This is a genomic window from Vibrio gazogenes, from assembly GCF_023920225.1.
GTDB classification, from domain to species: domain Bacteria; phylum Pseudomonadota; class Gammaproteobacteria; order Enterobacterales; family Vibrionaceae; genus Vibrio; species Vibrio gazogenes.
Genome location: NZ_CP092587.1, coordinates 476,354 through 493,946, shown reverse-complemented (window position 1 = coordinate 493,946; position 17,593 = coordinate 476,354). Strand labels below are relative to the sequence as shown.

The 17,593-nt window shown below is 46.1% G+C and carries 13 protein-coding genes and 1 pseudogene; 3 read left to right on the top strand and 11 right to left on the bottom strand.

The features are described 5' to 3' along the window. Positions 1-142 precede the first annotated feature (142 nt). Positions 143-751 (top strand): TIGR04211 family SH3 domain-containing protein, encoded by a 609-nt coding sequence (locus MKS89_RS02285; RefSeq protein WP_072960171.1) that lies wholly within the window; start codon positions 143-145, stop codon positions 749-751. Positions 752-822: 71 nt separating this feature from the next. Next, positions 823-2,040: pseudogene (locus MKS89_RS02280) on the top strand (multifunctional CCA addition/repair protein); the annotation flags it as partial. A gap of 66 nt (positions 2,041-2,106) precedes the next feature. Here the strand turns inward: MKS89_RS02280 and eno are convergent. The 5 genes from eno to rlmD form a co-directional block, all read right to left on the bottom strand. Beyond that, entirely contained in the window at positions 2,107-3,408 is a 1,302-nt protein-coding gene (eno, locus tag MKS89_RS02275; protein ID WP_021020525.1) for a phosphopyruvate hydratase, read from the bottom strand. A 73-nt stretch (positions 3,409-3,481) separates the two neighbouring features. Then, on the bottom strand, positions 3,482-5,122 hold the full coding sequence (gene pyrG, locus MKS89_RS02270) for a CTP synthase (protein WP_072960174.1): 1,641 nt from the start codon (positions 5,120-5,122) through the stop codon (positions 3,482-3,484). A 201-nt stretch (positions 5,123-5,323) separates the two neighbouring features. Continuing rightward, a complete protein-coding gene (gene mazG / locus MKS89_RS02265) occupies positions 5,324-6,133 on the bottom strand; it encodes a nucleoside triphosphate pyrophosphohydrolase (protein ID WP_072960177.1) in 810 nt (269 codons plus the stop codon). Between the two features lie 85 nt (positions 6,134-6,218). After that, positions 6,219-8,438, bottom strand: a complete 2,220-nt coding sequence (gene relA, locus MKS89_RS02260; protein WP_072960180.1) for a GTP diphosphokinase — start codon at positions 8,436-8,438, stop codon at positions 6,219-6,221. Positions 8,439-8,548: 110 nt separating this feature from the next. Further along, entirely contained in the window at positions 8,549-9,868 is a 1,320-nt protein-coding gene (gene rlmD / locus MKS89_RS02255; RefSeq protein WP_072960182.1) for a 23S rRNA (uracil(1939)-C(5))-methyltransferase RlmD, read from the bottom strand. Positions 9,869-10,213: 345 nt separating this feature from the next. On the opposite strand from rlmD, the gene barA reads away from it, so the two are divergent. Beyond that, positions 10,214-13,003, top strand: a complete 2,790-nt coding sequence (gene barA, locus MKS89_RS02250) for a two-component sensor histidine kinase BarA (protein ID WP_072960194.1) — start codon at positions 10,214-10,216, stop codon at positions 13,001-13,003. 2 nt (positions 13,004-13,005) lie between these two features. Here the strand turns inward: barA and acpS are convergent, their stop codons facing one another. From acpS to lepB, 6 genes are all read right to left on the bottom strand, one after another. Further along, complete coding sequence (gene acpS / locus MKS89_RS02245; RefSeq protein ID WP_072960197.1) at positions 13,006-13,398, bottom strand: holo-ACP synthase; 393 nt, start codon at positions 13,396-13,398, stop codon at positions 13,006-13,008. Between the two features lie 3 nt (positions 13,399-13,401). After that, positions 13,402-14,133: a pyridoxine 5'-phosphate synthase gene (gene pdxJ / locus MKS89_RS02240; protein WP_072960200.1), complete on the bottom strand. Its 732-nt coding sequence runs from the start codon at positions 14,131-14,133 to the stop codon at positions 13,402-13,404. Next, positions 14,130-14,861 carry a DNA repair protein RecO gene (recO, locus tag MKS89_RS02235; protein WP_072960304.1) on the bottom strand — a complete coding sequence of 244 codons (732 nt, stop codon included), beginning with the start codon at positions 14,859-14,861 and terminating at the stop codon, positions 14,130-14,132. Before recO ends, pdxJ begins: the two co-directional genes overlap by 4 nt. Positions 14,862-14,951: 90 nt before the next feature. Further along, positions 14,952-15,917, bottom strand: coding sequence for a GTPase Era (gene era / locus MKS89_RS02230; RefSeq protein ID WP_072960203.1), 966 nt, complete (start codon positions 15,915-15,917; stop codon positions 14,952-14,954). Further along, positions 15,910-16,587 carry a ribonuclease III gene (gene rnc, locus MKS89_RS02225; protein WP_072960206.1) on the bottom strand — a complete coding sequence of 226 codons (678 nt, stop codon included), beginning with the start codon at positions 16,585-16,587 and terminating at the stop codon, positions 15,910-15,912. The genes era and rnc overlap by 8 nt, the downstream gene beginning before the upstream one ends. Before the next feature lie 82 nt (positions 16,588-16,669). Next, positions 16,670-17,566, bottom strand: a complete 897-nt coding sequence (gene lepB / locus MKS89_RS02220; protein ID WP_072960209.1) for a signal peptidase I — start codon at positions 17,564-17,566, stop codon at positions 16,670-16,672. Positions 17,567-17,593: the final 27 nt, after the last annotated feature.

Below are 17,593 nucleotides of genomic sequence, written 5' to 3'. Positions count from 1 at the left end.
AGATGTTTGTCAGAACCATGTGATTATTGACTCAAATCTGCACAAAGGGAGGCTAAGCCTCCCTTCTTTGTTGCACCATATAAAGAAACTTTTTACTATTTGGATAGATTTACTTTTCAACCTTATCGTTAAAGGATTTATCGTGAAAAAACTGTTATTCATGTCGCTGCTTTCGCTTCTGACCACACCCGTTTTTGCACAAGGACATTACATAGCAGATGACTTGTTTACCTATATGCATTCAGGCCCGAGCAATCAGTATCGAATCATTGGCAGTATCAATGCAGGTGAGAAAGTTCAGCTTCTGAAAACTAATAAAGAAACGGGTTATAGTGAAATACTCGATGACAAAGGTCGTCAGGGTTGGGTACAAGACAAGTTTGTTACCACAACTGAGAGTATGGCATCCCGTCTTCCCCGTTTAGAAAAAGAACTCAAAGACGTGAAGGGACAGTTGTCTGATGCAGAACATAAAGCCAGTCAAGAAAAGGCTGGACTCGTCGAGTCTCTTGAAATTCGTAACAAGCAGATCGCAGAGTTGGAAGAAAACTACAGTGGGATCAGCCAGAAACTGGCGACCGCGCAAAGTGAAACGCGTGAGCTGAGAGCAAAGCTGGATACCCAGAAAGAAGATCTGTTAATGAAATATTTTATGTACGGTGGCGGTGTAGCTCTCGGAGGGATTCTATTGGGAATCATCCTGCCGAATTTGATTCCAAGACGGAAGAAATCACACTCAAACTGGCTCTGATCGATAAAGAAGGCCGGCCTTCGGCCTTCTCTTAACGATTTCCTCCCCCGTTTCAAAAGAGGCAAGCTGTGCAAGTCTATCTCGTCGGTGGCTCTGTTCGTGATCAGTTACTCGGTCTTCCTATTAAAGATCGAGATTGGGTTGTCGTCGGTAGTTCCCCTTCACTCATGCTTGAACAAGGTTTTATATCCGTCGGGAAAGACTTCCCGGTATTTCTTCATCCACAAACCAAAGAAGAATATGCGCTCGCCAGAACCGAAAAGAAAAGTGGTTCTGGCTATCATGGGTTTGAATGTTTTTTCTCACCGGCAGTGACGCTTGAAGATGATCTCATGCGCAGGGATTTAACCATCAATGCGATCGCACAAGATCCTCAAGGACAACTCATTGATCCTTATCGCGGTCAAGCCGATTTGGAACAGAGAATACTTCGTCACGTATCAAGCGCTTTTGCCGAGGACCCGGTACGGGTTCTCCGCGTTGCCAGATTCGCAGCAAGGTTTGCTTCACTTGGTTTTACCATCGCACCGGAAACAATGACCTTAATGCGTCAGATGGTGCAGTCCGGAGAAGTTGCTCACTTAACCGCAGAACGTGTTTGGCAAGAGCTCCATCAAGCGCTCGCAACAGATCATCCCGACATATTCCTATCCGTCTTAAGAGAGTGTGGCGCACTCGCGGTCATTTTCCCTGAAATCGACTGTCTTTTCGGGGTGCCACAACCGCCGAAGTGGCATCCTGAAATTGATACAGGCAAACATACATTAATGGTTCTGCGTCAATCGACACGTCTTTCGACATCGCTTCCGGTCAGGTTTGCAGCGATGGTTCATGATCTTGGCAAAGGAAAAACACCACCAAGTGAGTGGCCAAGCCATAAAATGCATACACACACCGGCTTAGCCTGTATCCGTACGCTTTGCGAACGGATTCGAGTCCCGGCGGAATATCGGGATTTAGCATTAATCGTCTGTGAACAACATAGCAATGTTCACAACGCTGCTATTTTGAAACCGGCAACTTATCTCAAGATACTGAATAAAATGGATGTATGGCGCAAACCGGAGCGACTTGAAAGTGTGCTGCTTTGTTGTCAGGCAGATCATCAGGGGCGATTGGGCTATGAAGAAATACCCTATCCACAAAAGTTACAGTTTGAAACCGCTTATCAGGCTGCACTTGCGATTGATGTTCAATCGATCATTGCCGAAGGCTTGAAAGGTTCTGAGATTCGGGATGAATTAGACAAACGCAGAGTCGCAGCAATCAAAGCGGTTTTATCGCGGTAATCCAATCCGTAAGACCAAAAAAAACGCCTCAGAAGAGGCGTTTTTTAATTCATGATAAAGCCGCGATTAAGCTTGACCTTTCACTTCTTTCAGACCGTTGAAAGGTGCACGTTCACCCAATGCTTCTTCGATACGGATCAGTTGGTTATATTTTGCAACACGATCAGAACGGCTCATTGAACCAGTCTTGATTTGACCTGCAGCAGTACCAACAGCCAGATCAGCAATTGTTGCATCTTCAGTTTCACCACTACGGTGAGAGATAACAGCAGTGTAACCAGCATCTTTTGCCATCTTGATTGCAGCCAGTGTCTCAGTCAGAGAACCAATCTGGTTGAATTTGATCAGGATAGAGTTAGCAACACCTTTCTCAATCCCTTCAGCAAGGATCTTCGTATTTGTCACGAACAGGTCATCACCAACAAGTTGGATTTTGTCACCTAGCAGTTCAGTTTGGAATTTGAAGCCGTCCCAGTCAGACTCATCCAGACCATCTTCGATAGAAACGATAGGATATTCTGCAACCAAGCCTTCCAGATATTTAGAGAACTCTTCAGAAGAGAAAGTTTTACCTTCACCTTTCAGGTCGTAAATGCCTTGCTCTTTGTTGTAGAACTCAGATGCAGCACAGTCCATCGCCAGAGTCACGTCTTTACCCAGAACGTAGCCAGCTTTCTCAACAGCTTCTTTAATTGCAGCAAGTGCAGCAGCATTTGATTCAAGGTTAGGTGCGAAACCACCTTCATCACCAACAGCCGTGTTCAAGCCTTTTGCTTTCAGAACTTTAGCCAGGTTATGGAAAACTTCTGCACCGATACGTAGTGCTTCTTTCAGTGTGCTTGCGCCAACAGGTTGAATCATGAACTCTTGAATATCAACGTTGTTATCTGCATGTTCACCACCATTGATGATGTTCATCATTGGCAATGGCATAGAGAATACGCCAGGAGTACCGTTCAATTCAGCAATGTGCTCATACAAAGGCATCCCTTTTGCTGCAGCTGCAGCTTTTGCGTTTGCCAAAGAAACAGCCAGAACCGCATTCGCACCGAACTTAGATTTGTTTTCAGTACCGTCCAAATCAATCATGACCTGATCGATAGCAGCCTGATCTTTCGCATCTTTACCAATCAGCGCTTCAGCAATTGGGCCGTTGACAGCTTCAATCGCTTTCAGAACCCCTTTACCCAGGAAACGAGACTTGTCGCCATCACGAAGCTCAAGCGCTTCACGAGAACCAGTAGATGCACCTGATGGTGCAGCAGCCATACCTACGAAACCGCCTTCTAGGTGGACTTCAGCTTCTACAGTTGGGTTTCCGCGAGAGTCGATGATTTCACGACCTAGAATTTTAACGATCTTAGACATTAATGTTTCCTCTCTTTGAATTTAAATGTCAAATCTTAGGGTAACCGTATTCCCTACCGTTACCCGTGTCCTTTTATTTCTCAATATTGCGACGCTGATACTCACCAGCGGCTTTTACAAACCCAGAAAACAGTGGGTGTCCATCTCGAGGTGTTGAAGTAAACTCAGGGTGGTATTGAGAAGCCACAAACCATGGGTGATCCGGATTCTCAATCACCTCAACCAGTTTTTTATCCGCAGATAAACCAGAAACTTTCAGTCCCGCCGCTTCAATTTGAGGACGAAGCACGTTATTCACTTCATAACGATGACGGTGACGTTCATAAATGGTTTTACTGCCATATAGAGCATGAACTTTACTGCCTTCTTCAAGATGGCACAACTGCGCACCTAAACGCATTGTTCCACCCAAATCTGATTTCTCAGAACGTTCTTCAACTTGACCTTCAGAATCGGTCCACTCGGTAATCAGACCCACAACCGGATATTGCGTTGCTCGATTAAATTCGGTTGAATGCGCGCCTTCCATACCCACAACGTGACGCGCATATTCAATTAAGGCAACCTGCATTCCCAGGCAAATGCCCAGATAAGGGATCTTATTTTCCCGCGCATATTGAGCAGCTAAGATCTTGCCTTCGACGCCGCGATCACCAAATCCGCCCGGCACCAGAATCGCATCCAGTCCTTCCAGCAGTTCAACGCCTTTATTCTCCAGATCCTGAGAATCAATATACTTGATCTGAACACTCAAACGGTTTTTCAGACCCGCATGTTTTAAAGCTTCGTTGACTGATTTATACGCATCAGGCAACTCGATATATTTACCAACCATGCCAATGACAACTTCACCTGTCGGGTTAGCTTCTTCATAAATGACCTGTTCCCATTCAGACAGGTCGGCTTCCGGTGCTTGAATACCGAAACGAGAGCAAACTAAATCGTCCAGTCCCTGCGACTTGATCAGTTGAGGAATTTTATAAATAGAATCAACATCTTTCATTGAAATAACGGCTTTTTCTGCCACATTACAGAACAGCGCAATTTTTTTCCGCTCATTGGCGGGAATGATGCGATCAGAACGACAGATCAAGATATCTGGCTGAATACCGATAGAGAGTAACTCTTTCACGGAATGCTGGGTTGGTTTCGTCTTCACTTCTCCGGCAGCGGCCAGATAAGGGACTAAGGTTAAGTGCATAAACATGGCATTTTCACGACCAATGTCTACAGCAAGCTGACGAATGGCTTCGATGAACGGTAGCGACTCGATATCACCAACCGTACCACCAATTTCAACGATTGCGACTTCATGCCCTTCGGCACCGGCAATCACACGGTCTTTAATCGAATTGGTAATATGAGGAATGACCTGAATAGTCGCACCGAGATAGTCACCACGACGTTCTTTGCGTAAAACATCCGCATATACACGACCAGCGGTAAAATTGTTCCGTTTGGTCATCTTGGTCCGGATAAAGCGCTCGTAATGCCCCAAATCCAGATCGGTTTCCGCACCATCTTCAGTGACGAATACTTCACCGTGCTGAGTCGGACTCATCGTGCCAGGATCCACGTTAATGTATGGATCGAGCTTCATGAGGGTCACTTTCAGACCACGCGCTTCTAAAATCGCTGCAAGAGATGCTGCTGCAATGCCTTTACCTAGAGAGGATACGACCCCGCCAGTCACAAAAATATACTTTGTCGTCATGTTTAACCTGAAATTGGTTGAATGAGGGAAATGGATTTCTTCTGGACGGGATGTAAATATACCAGAACCCCATTAACGCCACAACGTGAAACTTATCACACTCCCACTTTTTCTTTTTTGCTTCAAATCAAATCCAATCAGCACAATTGTAGCTCATTCTGGTTGGGCTACATTATAAGGACTTCAATCCAAAGCCAGAGTTCAATCAGAACCCTGATTTTTCTCTTGGAGCTTCACCTGTTCCCAGAAACGATCTAATTCACTGAGTGTATAGTCATCGAGTGATTGATCTTCCTGTTTAGCCAGCGCTTCGACGCCTTGAAAGCGTCTGGAAAATTTCTGATTTGCTCGCGTAAGTGCAGACTCAGGATGATGCTTTAAATGTCGAGTCAGATTCACGACCGCAAACAACAGATCACCCAACTCATCTTCGATAGCCGCAGGATCCTGCGGTGAGCAACGCACCTCTTCAATCACTTCATTCAGCTCTTCTCGCACTTTTTCCACAACAGGTGTCAAAGTATCCCAGTCAAACCCATGCTTGGCACACTTTGCTTGTAATTTATAGGCTCGGCTTAATGCAGGAAGCGATTTAGGCACGCCATCCAAAATGCTTTGCTCTTGCCGACCTGCACTGGATTTTTCTGCTGATTTGATTTTTTCCCAGTTGGCCCGAATGGCCGCTTCATTGTCAAAAACCTGATCAGAAAAAACATGCGGATGGCGACGGATCAGCTTCTCATTGACACTTCGAATCACATCATCAAAATCGAATAACCCTTGTTCTTGCGCCAACTGACTATAAAAAATGGCTTGGAAAACAAAGTCACCTAATTCTTCTTGCAGATTTTCAAAATCCCGGGCATGAATGGCATCGATCACTTCATAAGTCTCTTCCACGGTATGAGGAACGATACTTTCAAATGTCTGCTTTTGGTCCCATGGACAGCCGGACTCAGGATCTCTGAGTTGTGCCATGATCTGCTTTAACTGTTCAATTGGATGAGACATAACCTTCCTTCTGCTTCAAAGAGAAAGCGAGGAATCACCCTCGCTTTCTGTAACGACTTAACTGGCATGAGCATGTCAATACTCGTTATCCCAGTCGTTTGACTGACAGGACATCTTTCGTCTGCTCGATGCGTTGACAGACTCGTGTAAGCTCTTCCACACTGGTTAGTTCCAAATCAAAATCCATATAAACAAGCTGACGTTTATGATCGGTTCGGCTCTTCATACTGGTCACTTTGATTTTTTCATTCGCCAACAGCGTCGTAATATCCTTTAACAATCCACCCCGCTCCATCGCTTCAACCCGAACGGTCAACACGTAAGAACCAAGCAGTCCGCGCCCCCAAACGGTATCAATAATCCGTTCCGGCGCATGATGACTGAGCTCTTCCAGCTGTTCACAATCACTCCGGTGGACAGAAATACCCCGTCCCTGAGTAATGTAGCCTTTAATTTCATCACCGGGAATCGGGCGACAACAACGCGCCAAGTGCGTCATTAAATTATCGACGCCTTCAACCACCACGGCATCTTTACTCGGTGCCGGCGTGGCTGTTTTCAGCTCCTTCTCCTGTAACTTTTCAAGAACCAGCTGATCTTCTTCTTCCGCTGTCGGCTTATTGACCAAGGCATTAATGTGATTGACGATCTGGTTGATCCGTAAATCACCACTACCGATCCCGACATATAATTCATCGGGCGAATTGACGTTAAAGCGCTTCAGCGCATATTCACTGGCATCTTTCAGTGTCGCACCAATTTTTGCCAGTTCCGTTTCCAGAATCTCCCGCCCGGCTTCGAGGTTCTTCTCTCGACTTTGCTTTCTAAACCAAGCGTTAATCTTCGCCCGGGCTCGTCCGGAATGGACAAAACCCAATGCCGGGTTGAGCCAGTCTCGCGATGGGTTCGGCTCTTTGGCTGTAATAATTTCAACCTGATCACCCATCGTCAGTTTATGGGTAAACGGAACAATGCGTCCGGCGACCTTCGCCCCAATACAGCGATGCCCCACTTCTGAATGAATATGGTAAGCAAAATCCAACGGTGTTGCGCCCATCGGCAAATCGACAACATCCCCTTTGGGCGTAAAGGCGTAAACCCGGTCATCGAATACCTGACTGCGCAGCTCATCCAGCATTTCACCGGAATCCGACATCTCTTCTTGCCAGTCAAGCAGCTTGCGCAACCATGTAATTTTTTCATCATAGCCACGATGTCCGGCAGAACTACCCTCTTTATATTTCCAGTGGGCAGCAACCCCCAATTCCGACTCTTCATGCATCTGGCGAGTTCGAATCTGAATCTCAATCGTTTTCCCTTCAGGACCAAGAATCACCGTATGAATCGACTGATATCCATTCGGTTTCGGGTTGGCGACATAGTCATCAAATTCACTGGGTAAATGTTTATACTTGGTATGAACCACCCCGAGAGCCGCATAACAATCCTGAAGTTTCTCGGCGATAATCCGAACCGCCCGAACATCGAATAACTCATCGAACGCCAGGCTCTTTTTCTGCATCTTACGCCAGATACTATAAATATGTTTCGGACGTCCGCTGACTTCGGCATGAATGTTTGACAGATGCATTTCTTCACGCAGATCTTCAACAAACTCCTGAATATATCTTTCACGAACAATCCGTCGTTCAGACAACTGCTTGGCAATCTGTTTATAGGTATCCGGTTGTTGATAGCGAAATGCATAGTCTTCCATTTCCCATTTCAACTGACCGATTCCCAGACGGTTGGCTAATGGCGAATAGATATTGGCACACTCTTTTGCCGCCTGACGTCTGATTTCGTCAGGTTGATCTTTCACTTCACGGAGATTACAAATTCGTTCAGCGAGCTTAATCACGACGCAACGGAAATCATCAACCATCGCCAGAAGCATCCGCCGGACATTATCCACTTGCGTTGAGGCTTCACTGCCTTGCATCGTGACATTCAATTGCCCGATAGCGGCCATCTCCTCAACACCATCAATCAACTTGATAATGTCTTTGCCATAGCGTTCTTGCAAAATTTCAGCATCGAGCAATCCACCAGACACAATTGGAAACAGTAACGCTGCGACTAACGTCTCTTGATCCATCGATAGCGTCACCAGTATTTCGATCATCTCACGACCACGCCACAGTAACAGCGGCCCGGCCGGATGATCGACCACTAAGTTTTCCATCTGTCGATAGACCTGTTTCAGTCGCTCCGCGATTTTGGGGTCTCGCACAATACTGGCGATCCACTTATCGGGTTCAAATTGTTCGTCTGGGTTCAGATGTGCGCTTCTTACCGCAACCATTATTCTCTATTTCGTCCTAGTTTTATGTTCGTTTATTGAGGGCCCGTAGTTTGACTTTGACCCTATCGCTATTGATGAGTTCACCTCACCTGACGGTTTTACAACCCACGTTACATTTTGGTAAACAAAGCCATCGATTCCAGATGACTTGTGTGAGGAAACATATCCAGCATCCCCACTTTCTCTAACTGATATCCTTGCTGTAACAACTGCTGACTATCTCTGGCCAGTGTCGCGGGATCACAGGACACATAAACCACGCGCTGAGCCCCGAAATCAGACAGCAACTCAATAACACCTTTTGCGCCAGCTCTGGCAGGATCGAGCAATACTTTATCAAATTTCGCCTGTGCCCACTCGATGTCGATCAACGTTTTCTCAAGATTCGCCTGATAAAAAACGGCATTGTGAATCTGGTTGAGTGCTGCATTGTTACGCGCTTGAACAACCATTTCTTCAATGCCTTCAACCCCGACAAGCGACTTCACTTGTTGCGCGATTGGCAGACTGAAATTACCAACACCGCAGAATAAATCTAGCACACGATCTTCCTCATTGAGTGCCAGCCAAGCAAGCGCCTGATGTACCATTTTCTGATTAATGTGTCGATTTATCTGTATGAAATGGTGGGGCAGGAAAGAGATTTCAATCCCTGTATCGCGATAAACAGGTTCATGCCCATCCAGTAAACGAGAATTGCCAGCCTCGGTCATCATATAGAGTGAAACCTGCTGTTGCTGCGCAAAAGTAACGATATCAGCCTGATCGGCATCCGTCAGCGGACCGAGAGTACGCAGCAGCATCACTGCTCCGTTATCAGCCGCAATCAATTCCAGATGCCCGAGTTTTTCTGGCTGCGACATCGACTCAAATAACACTCTGAGGGGTTGAATCAGTGACGCTAAAGTGGGCGCTAATACCGCACAATGTTCAATATCGACAATACGGTTACTACTTTTCTGACGAAAACCGAATGCCAAACGTTTCGATTGAGTATCCCACTTCAAACTGAACCGAGCCCGACGCCGGTATCCCAAATCCACGTCAGAAACAACCGGAGAGAGTGGCACAGATAACCCGGCAAATTTATTCAGCAGTTGTGATAGCGATTCCTGCTTGTATCTGACTTGCTCCCGATGACTCAGGTGTTGCAGGTTGCAGCCACCACAACGATGATAATGCGGACAGAACGGTTTGGTTCGTTCTGTACTTTCCTGTTGTACTTGGATCAATTTCGCCCGGGCATACTTACTTTTATTTTCTGTCAGTTGAATCAGAACCTGTTCTGTCGGCAGAGCACCTTCGATAAAAACCGGTTTTCCTTCCAGATAAGCGATACCCTCACCATGGTGATCCATGCGTGCTACCTGAACCAACTGATGCTTTTTATTAATCGTAGATTGTTTTTTAGGTTGGAAAAAACGAGCCATATAAATACATTACCGCTTGTGATGTTGCCGAATACCGTGTTACCCCTGCCCGTTCGAGCCGTCGATATCACAGTAGAGACTTGCAAATTTTTTGCTATTTTCCCATATCCACATCACGATGTTTAGCAAATAATCCGCTGAGAAAAAAACGGACAATCAAACGGCATAAAATTTCGTGAAATCCTCACTATTCTTAACAAGAATAAATTGTGAATTGTCGATGACTTGATTAAGCTAGCAACTCAAATAAAGCTTCTCCGTGACGGAAGAAAACCTCAACCAAAAGCAGAAAAGTGCATGATTCGATGCGTTATTTCTGATCTTCATTATGATAATTAGAGACTCATGACCACCAAATATGGCTTGCGCACTCGCGTCATCACACTCACGCTGGCACCGACCCTCATCATCGGCCTGCTGTTAAGTGCATTTTTTTCTTATAATCGTTACCACGATCTTGAGTCTCAGGTGATTCATGCCGGCTCAAATATCATCGAGCCGCTGGCTATCGCGAGTGAAGAAGGGTTAGAAAAGCATAGCCGAGAATCGGTCAGACGAATCATCAGTTATGCACACCGCAAGAATTCTCAATTTGTCCGGAGTATCGCGGTTTTCGACAAACACCATGAACTATTCGTCACGTCTAACTTCCATCCTGATTTCGAATCGCTGACTTATCCGAAAGACAAGCCCATTCCAATTTTGGGTAGCTCGGAAATGAAGGATAACAATACCTTAATTCTTCGCACGCCGATTCTGGCTGAGAGTCGGCTGATTGACGGTAGAGCCAATGCCGAAACCTTACCGGTCCTTGGCTACATTGTCATTGAACTCGATCTCTCATCGCTGAGGCTCCAGCAATATCAGGAAATTTTTTCCGCGATTTTAGTCTTGATTCTGGGCTTGGCACTTTCCGGTGTTTTCGCATTCCGTTTACTCCATGATGTCACCCGGCCGATTACCCATATGAAAAATATGTTGGACCGGATTCGACGCGGGCATCTGGATGTTCGCATTGAGGGAGAAATGCATGGCGAACTGGATGAGCTGAAAAAAGGGATCAATGCCATGGCGGTTTCTCTGTCGGAGTACCATGTCGAGATGCAACATAGCATTGATCAAGCGACCTCTGATCTAAGAGAGACACTCGAACAACTTGAAATCCAAAACGTTGAGCTGGATATCGCTAAAAAACGGGCTCAGGAAGCTGCCCGTGTAAAATCTGAGTTTCTGGCCAATATGTCTCATGAGTTAAGAACGCCATTGAATGGTGTGATTGGCTTCACCCGACAAATTCTAAAAACCCAACTCACCAATAGCCAGAAAGATTACCTGCAAACCATTGAACGTTCAGCAAATAACCTCTTGACGATTATTAATGACATTTTGGACTTCTCCAAACTGGAGGCCGGTAAACTGGCACTCGAAAATGTTCCGTTTGAATTGCAAGAAAATCTCGAAGAAGTCGTCGATCTGCTGGCAACCAGCGCGCATGAAAAAGGGTTGGAAATCAACCTAAAAGTTGATCAGAAGATTCCGGTCGGTCTGGTCGGCGATCCACTGAGAATCCAGCAAGTGATTACCAATCTTGTCGGTAACTCGATTAAGTTTACGGAACGAGGGAATATTGACATCAGTGTCGAGCTTCGTTCGGTCCGGGATGATTTGGTTGAGCTCCAATTTATGGTTCGGGATACAGGGATTGGTATTTCAGAACGACAACAAGCACAGTTATTCCAGGCATTTAGTCAGGCTGATGCCAGTATCTCCCGCCGTTATGGCGGCACAGGGCTTGGATTAGTCATCACCCAAAAACTAGTCAGTCAAATGGGGGGCGAAATCAGTCTGACCAGCCGTCTGCACCGCGGTTCAACGTTCTGGTTCACCATTCGCCTCCATCCGACCGATATCATGATGGGTGAGTGGTACACGCAAAAACAACTGGCAGGTAAAGAAGTCCTGTTGATCGAGTCACACATGCAGTCTGCTTCTATCTTACAACAAACCCTGACGCAATCTGGCTTACGCGTTAACTACATGACCACTTTCCCGGACAATCCACCTCAGTCAGATTACGTGATTCTCAATTTCTCACCGACCCAGAAGTTGGTATCCGAAGAAGCGGAAGCGCTGGTAAAACAAGCGGTAGCATGTTCTGAACATGTTTTAATCGGGATCCCGAGTACCGAACTGGCACTGGCGGATCACCTGATGACGCAGTATCCGATCAAGTGCCTTACCAAACCACTCGCACGTAAAAAACTATTACAGCTCATGCTGGATATTCATCCTGAGCTCTCTGCTTTCCGGGAAGAGAACACGCTTTCAACGTCAATTGAGAAGATGCCGTTAACCGTCATGGCTGTCGACGATAACCCCGCGAACCTGAAGTTGATCACAGCACTATTACAGGAAAGGGTGGACACCGTAATTAGCTGTACCAACGGAGAAGAAGCAGTCGAGATCGCCACACGCCAGAAGTTCGACATTATCTTCATGGATATTCAGATGCCTAAAATGGATGGGGTCACCGCCTGCCAGGAAATCAAGAAATTACCGCTCAACACAACCACACCGATCATTGCCGTCACCGCCCACGCGATGGTGGGAGAACGGGATCGTTTGCTCAATGAAGGCATGGACGATTATCTGACTAAACCGATAGATGAACATGTGTTGCAACAGGTTTTGGTGCATTGGAATCCTCAGCCACAACGGTCGCAACAAGATGCATCGCCAGTCGTTCATTCGCAATCTGCTGATGTTGATAACACACAGCCAACATCATCACCATCCTCGGTGATTGACTGGCATATGGCTTTAAAACAAGCAGCAAATAAAGAAGATTTAGCCAAAGATATGCTGACGATGTTGGTTGACTCGATCCCAGAAGTTCATCAGATCATTGAATTGTCTTTGAATGGTGAATCGGATCAGGAAGCATTACTTCATCATATCCATAAGCTCCATGGCAGCTGTTCCTATACCGGAGTTCCCAGATTAAGGAAAATCTGTGCCACGCTGGAACAATCACTGCGTTCAGGCACGGCCATCAAAGACCTTGAGCCTGAACTATTCGAATTGCAAGATGAGATGACAAAAGTAGCTGAAGCCGCACAACGCTTAATGGCCTGAAATCAATGGCCTGAGTTGTTTTCAAGAATCACGGAAGCGACGGCGTAGCGTCGCTCATCTGATATCGAAAGGTGAATGGCGTTCACGCCATATGACTGAGCAAATTCTTCGGCTTTACCACTCAACTGTAACCATGGTTTACCGAGTTCATCATTCAACACAGTAAAATCATGCAGTGAAACACCTTGTGCAATCCCGGTTCCCAATGCTTTTGAGGCGGCTTCTTTGACTGCAAACCGTTTCGCTAAAAACCGCTCCGGTTTTTTACTCTGCGTATAAATTGCAAACTCACTCTCGCTCAGAATACGCTGCGCAAAAGCATCTCCATTTCTGGAAATCGCCGCCGCGATCCGCTCGATTTCGACAATATCAGTGCCAAAGCCGACAACTGCCATAAATTAGCGCCGGGCCTCTATCATTAAGGTCTTCATATCTGCCACAGCCTTGGCAAGCCCGTCAAAAACGGCACGACCAATAATCGAATGGCCGATATTCAGTTCGTGGATCTCCGGCATTGCAGCAATGGCAGCAACATTATGGTAAGTCAAACCGTGACCGGCATTGACGATCAGACCGATATCATTGGCATAACTGGCTGCTGCGGAAATTTTCTTCAACTCATCTTGCTGAGCCGCAGAGGTTTCAGCATCGGCATAATGCCCCGTATGTAACTCAACGTAAGGCGCCCCACATGCCTTGGCTGCATCAATCTGTTCTTTATCAGCATCGATGAAAAGCGACACTTTGATACCAGCTTCAGTTAACTTGTGAGTAGCGGCTTTAACTTTCTCAAGTTGCCCTAACACGTCCAGACCACCTTCGGTGGTTAATTCCTCTCGCTTCTCAGGAACGAGACAAACATAATCAGGACAAACCTCTAGCGCGATAGCCACCATTTCATCCGTGACGGCCATTTCTAAATTCATCCGGGTTTGTAGTGTCTCTCTTAAAATTTTGACATCACGATCAAGAATATGGCGACGATCTTCTCTCAAATGAATCGTGATCCCATCGGCGCCAGCACGTTCAGCAACCTCAGCTGCATGAACCGGATCAGGGTATTTAGTCCCACGTGCATTCCGTAATGTTGCAATATGATCGATATTAACGCCTAAAAGAATTGCGCTCATGTTCCTTTACTCCGTGCTCTCGAAATACCAATTTGAGAAATGAACAGTTCTCGGCTTTTGAGTGGTTTTGCCCCCAGATAAGGTTTGAGTGCTATCCGGGTAAACCGTTTGGCCGCCTGTAACTGTGCTTGTGTCGTGAAGCGTCGTTCACTAATTGCTATCAACTCTTCTCCCACAAAGGTCAGATTATCTTTGCGAACGGAAGCTATAAATCCTTTTTGTTCCCGATATCGATAAGTCATCGTCGGAACAACCGGTTCTCCGCTGCCGGCACAATGCAAAAAATCGACGCCATAACCCAAACAAGCCAGCAGCGAGAGTTCAAAACGCCGTAGCGCCGGCTCCGGGTTCGATGACTGTGCCAGTTCGGTCAATACTTGCAGATAATCATAAAAAAGCCCCGGTAAGGGAACTTCTGAAGGGATGAGTCGTGCCAGTAATTCATTGACATATAACGCTGAATATAAATGAATGCCTGTCAAAGGTAAACCCAGACTGATCGGCTCGGCCTGACGTAATGTGCGCATCGTCCCCTTCCCCGACCATTTCAGAAACAGTGGCACAAAGGGTTGCAACACACCTTTTAGCGGAGAACGGATGCGTCGCGCACCTTTAGACAGTAAAGTCATTCGCCCGAATTCTTCAGTAAAGACATCGATAATCAGGCTACTTTCACTATATGAGCGTCGATGTAAAACAAAACAACGCTGAAGTTGGTTCTCTGACATCATTCCTATCTCTCTGAGGGGGTAACCTCAGGGGCTGTAGATCTTATCTCCAATGACACTCGGGCCCCGCGACAAGAGAAAGTCATCTCACTATAGATCGTCAATATATCCCAGACTTCTCAGTGCTCTTTCATCATCAGCCCAACCGGATTTCACTTTGACCCAAGTTTCCAGATAGACTTTACGACCAAATAACGCTTCCATATCAAGACGGGCTTCACGACCTATCGTTTTAATTTTTTCGCCCCCTTTACCGATGATCATTTTCTTCTGACCAATCCGCTCGACCAAAATCAAGCCATTGATATGAAAACCATCGGTTTCCGGGTTGTAATCAAACCGTTCAATATCGACCGTCACCGAATAAGGGAGTTCCTCTCCGGTAAAACGCATGATTTTTTCCCGGAGGATCTCTGACGCCATAAAGCGTTGCGAACGATCAGTTACATATTCACTCGGGAAATGGTGAACCGCTTGAGGAAGATGGTCACGAACATGATGGCGAATCGCATCAATATTTTTACCATGTTTTGCAGAAATGGGAATCACATCAACAAAATCCATCTTGGTAGACAGTTCGTACATGTGCAACATCACTTCATTACGGTCTTTGACGTTATCGACTTTATTGACACAAAGAATGACCGGAAAACCTGCTTTATGCAGCTTGGTAAACACCATCTCATCATCTTTGGTCCAGTGTGTGCCTTCGACCAGAAAAAGAACCAAATTAACATCACTGAGTGAGCTGCTTGCAGCACGGTTCATGAGACGGTTAATCGCTCGTTTTTCTTCAATATGCAATCCCGGTGTATCGACATAGATGGCCTGATAATCCCCATCTGTATCGACGCCCATAATTCGATGGCGTGTCGTCTGCGGCTTACGCGATGTTATCGAAATTTTCTGTCCCAGTAGCTGGTTCAGTAAGGTAGATTTACCGACATTAGGTCGTCCGACAATCGCCACAAAACCACAATGTTGATTCTCTGGTTTACTCTCTTCCTGACTTTCTGATGCAAAGAAAGCATCAATATCAAATTCTTTATCAGCCATTATTCAATTGCTCTAGTGCTAGCTCTGCAGCCGCTTGTTCTGCCTTGCGGCGGCTGGTGCCTTTTCCGATAACAGGCATTCCAATACCCGCGACTTCACATGACACAGTAAACTCTTGGTTGTGTGCCTCACCTTTAATCTTAGTCACTGTATAAACAGGAAGCGGTTTTCTTCTGCCTTGCAGGTACTCTTGCAGCCGAGTTTTGGGATCTTTTTGCGACACCCCGGGCTGAATCGCGTCCAAACGCGTCTGATACCAGTCTAAAATGATCCGTCGGATCGACTCGATATCACTATCCAAATAAATGGCGCCAATGATCGCTTCAACGGCATCGGCAAGAATTGAATCGCGGCGAAAACCACCACTTTTCAATTCCCCTGGACCTAATTTTAAGTAATCTCCCAGCTCAAACTCCCGAGCCAGCTCAGCCAGCGTGTTCCCTCGGACAAGCGTCGCACGCATCCGGCTCATGTCACCTTCGTTACTCTTCGGAAAACGGTGATAAAGCTCATCTGCGATGACAAAACTTAAAATTGAATCGCCCAGAAATTCAAGACGCTCGTTATGATGACCATTCGCACTTCGGTGTGTCAGTGCAAGTTCCAGTACCGCGCCATCATTGAACTGATACCCTATTTTTTTCTCAAGTTGATATGTTGGAGAATTCATGATTTCTCAATATTGAAAGGCTGATCTATTGACCAGCCTGGTTAAATAAATGCCCCTGATAATCGCAATTATCCGGTAAATATTAATGAATCTGACCAATCCGATTCAAGCGAACTCCGGTCGGAATCCATGATGGTAACACGCTATCAGGCGAGCGGTTAAACTCAAAACTAACCCATATCGCAACAGCCTTACCGACCAGATTCGCTTCAGGAACGAATCCCCAGTAACGGCTATCGGCGCTGTTATCCCGATTGTCACCCATCATAAAATAGTGCCCTTCAGGAACAACCCATTCATTCACCCCCGGACGAGGTTTATAATTCATCGGGTTATCCATCCGCCATGGATTAATCAGAATATGGTGCTTCACTTGGCCCAGTTGCTCATCGAGTTGCTCCATCGGTGCTACATTCGATTTCAGATCACTACGAACACGGTTCGACTGTGGCACAATTTTACATTCAGTTGCGCCTTTCGGCTGAATACAAATACGCTTATCTGGACTGTAGCGAACAATATCACCCGGTAATCCGACAACGCGTTTAATATAATCGACACTCGGATCCGGAGGATAACGGAACACAGCTATATCACCACGCTTTGGTTTACCGATAGCCAAAAACTGTGTATGTGTCACCGGATCTTTCAAGCCATACGCAAATTTCTCAACCAGTATAAAATCACCAATCAGCAATGTCGGTTTCATCGACCCTGATGGGATCTGAAACGGTTCAAAAATAAATGACCGAACAATCAGAACCAATGCAATGACGGGAAAAATAGAAACACTATTTTCCACCCACCATGGCTGAGGTAAAACTTGACGCTGTAGGGATGGATCGAGCTCTTTGGTCTGAGCCAGAATTTCATCGAGCTTTTGCTGGCGTTTTTTCGCCCAGACAAACTTTTCAAGCGCCCAGATAATCCCTGTCACTAGCGTCACAATGACTAGTATGAGTGAAAATGTATTCGCCATGAACTTCCCTTTGTTAAAAATACGAAA

Bases quoted from the DNA above. Each gene is read 5' to 3' on its own strand.
- eno (WP_021020525.1), bottom strand. From the start codon at position 3,408: ATGTCTAAGATCGTTAAAATTCTAGGTCGTGAAATCATCGACTCTCGC.
- pyrG (WP_072960174.1), bottom strand. From the start codon at position 5,122: ATGACGACAAAGTATATTTTTGTGACTGGCGGGGTCGTATCCTCTCTA.
- mazG (WP_072960177.1), bottom strand. From the start codon at position 6,133: ATGTCTCATCCAATTGAACAGTTAAAGCAGATCATGGCACAACTCAGA.
- relA (WP_072960180.1), bottom strand. From the start codon at position 8,438: ATGGTTGCGGTAAGAAGCGCACATCTGAACCCAGACGAACAATTTGAA.
- rlmD (WP_072960182.1), bottom strand. From the start codon at position 9,868: ATGGCTCGTTTTTTCCAACCTAAAAAACAATCTACGATTAATAAAAAG.
- barA (WP_072960194.1), top strand. From the start codon at position 10,214: ATGACCACCAAATATGGCTTGCGCACTCGCGTCATCACACTCACGCTG.
- acpS (WP_072960197.1), bottom strand. From the start codon at position 13,398: ATGGCAGTTGTCGGCTTTGGCACTGATATTGTCGAAATCGAGCGGATC.
- pdxJ (WP_072960200.1), bottom strand. From the start codon at position 14,133: ATGAGCGCAATTCTTTTAGGCGTTAATATCGATCATATTGCAACATTA.
- recO (WP_072960304.1), bottom strand. From the start codon at position 14,861: ATGTCAGAGAACCAACTTCAGCGTTGTTTTGTTTTACATCGACGCTCA.
- era (WP_072960203.1), bottom strand. From the start codon at position 15,917: ATGGCTGATAAAGAATTTGATATTGATGCTTTCTTTGCATCAGAAAGT.
- rnc (WP_072960206.1), bottom strand. From the start codon at position 16,587: ATGAATTCTCCAACATATCAACTTGAGAAAAAAATAGGGTATCAGTTC.
- lepB (WP_072960209.1), bottom strand. From the start codon at position 17,566: ATGGCGAATACATTTTCACTCATACTAGTCATTGTGACGCTAGTGACA.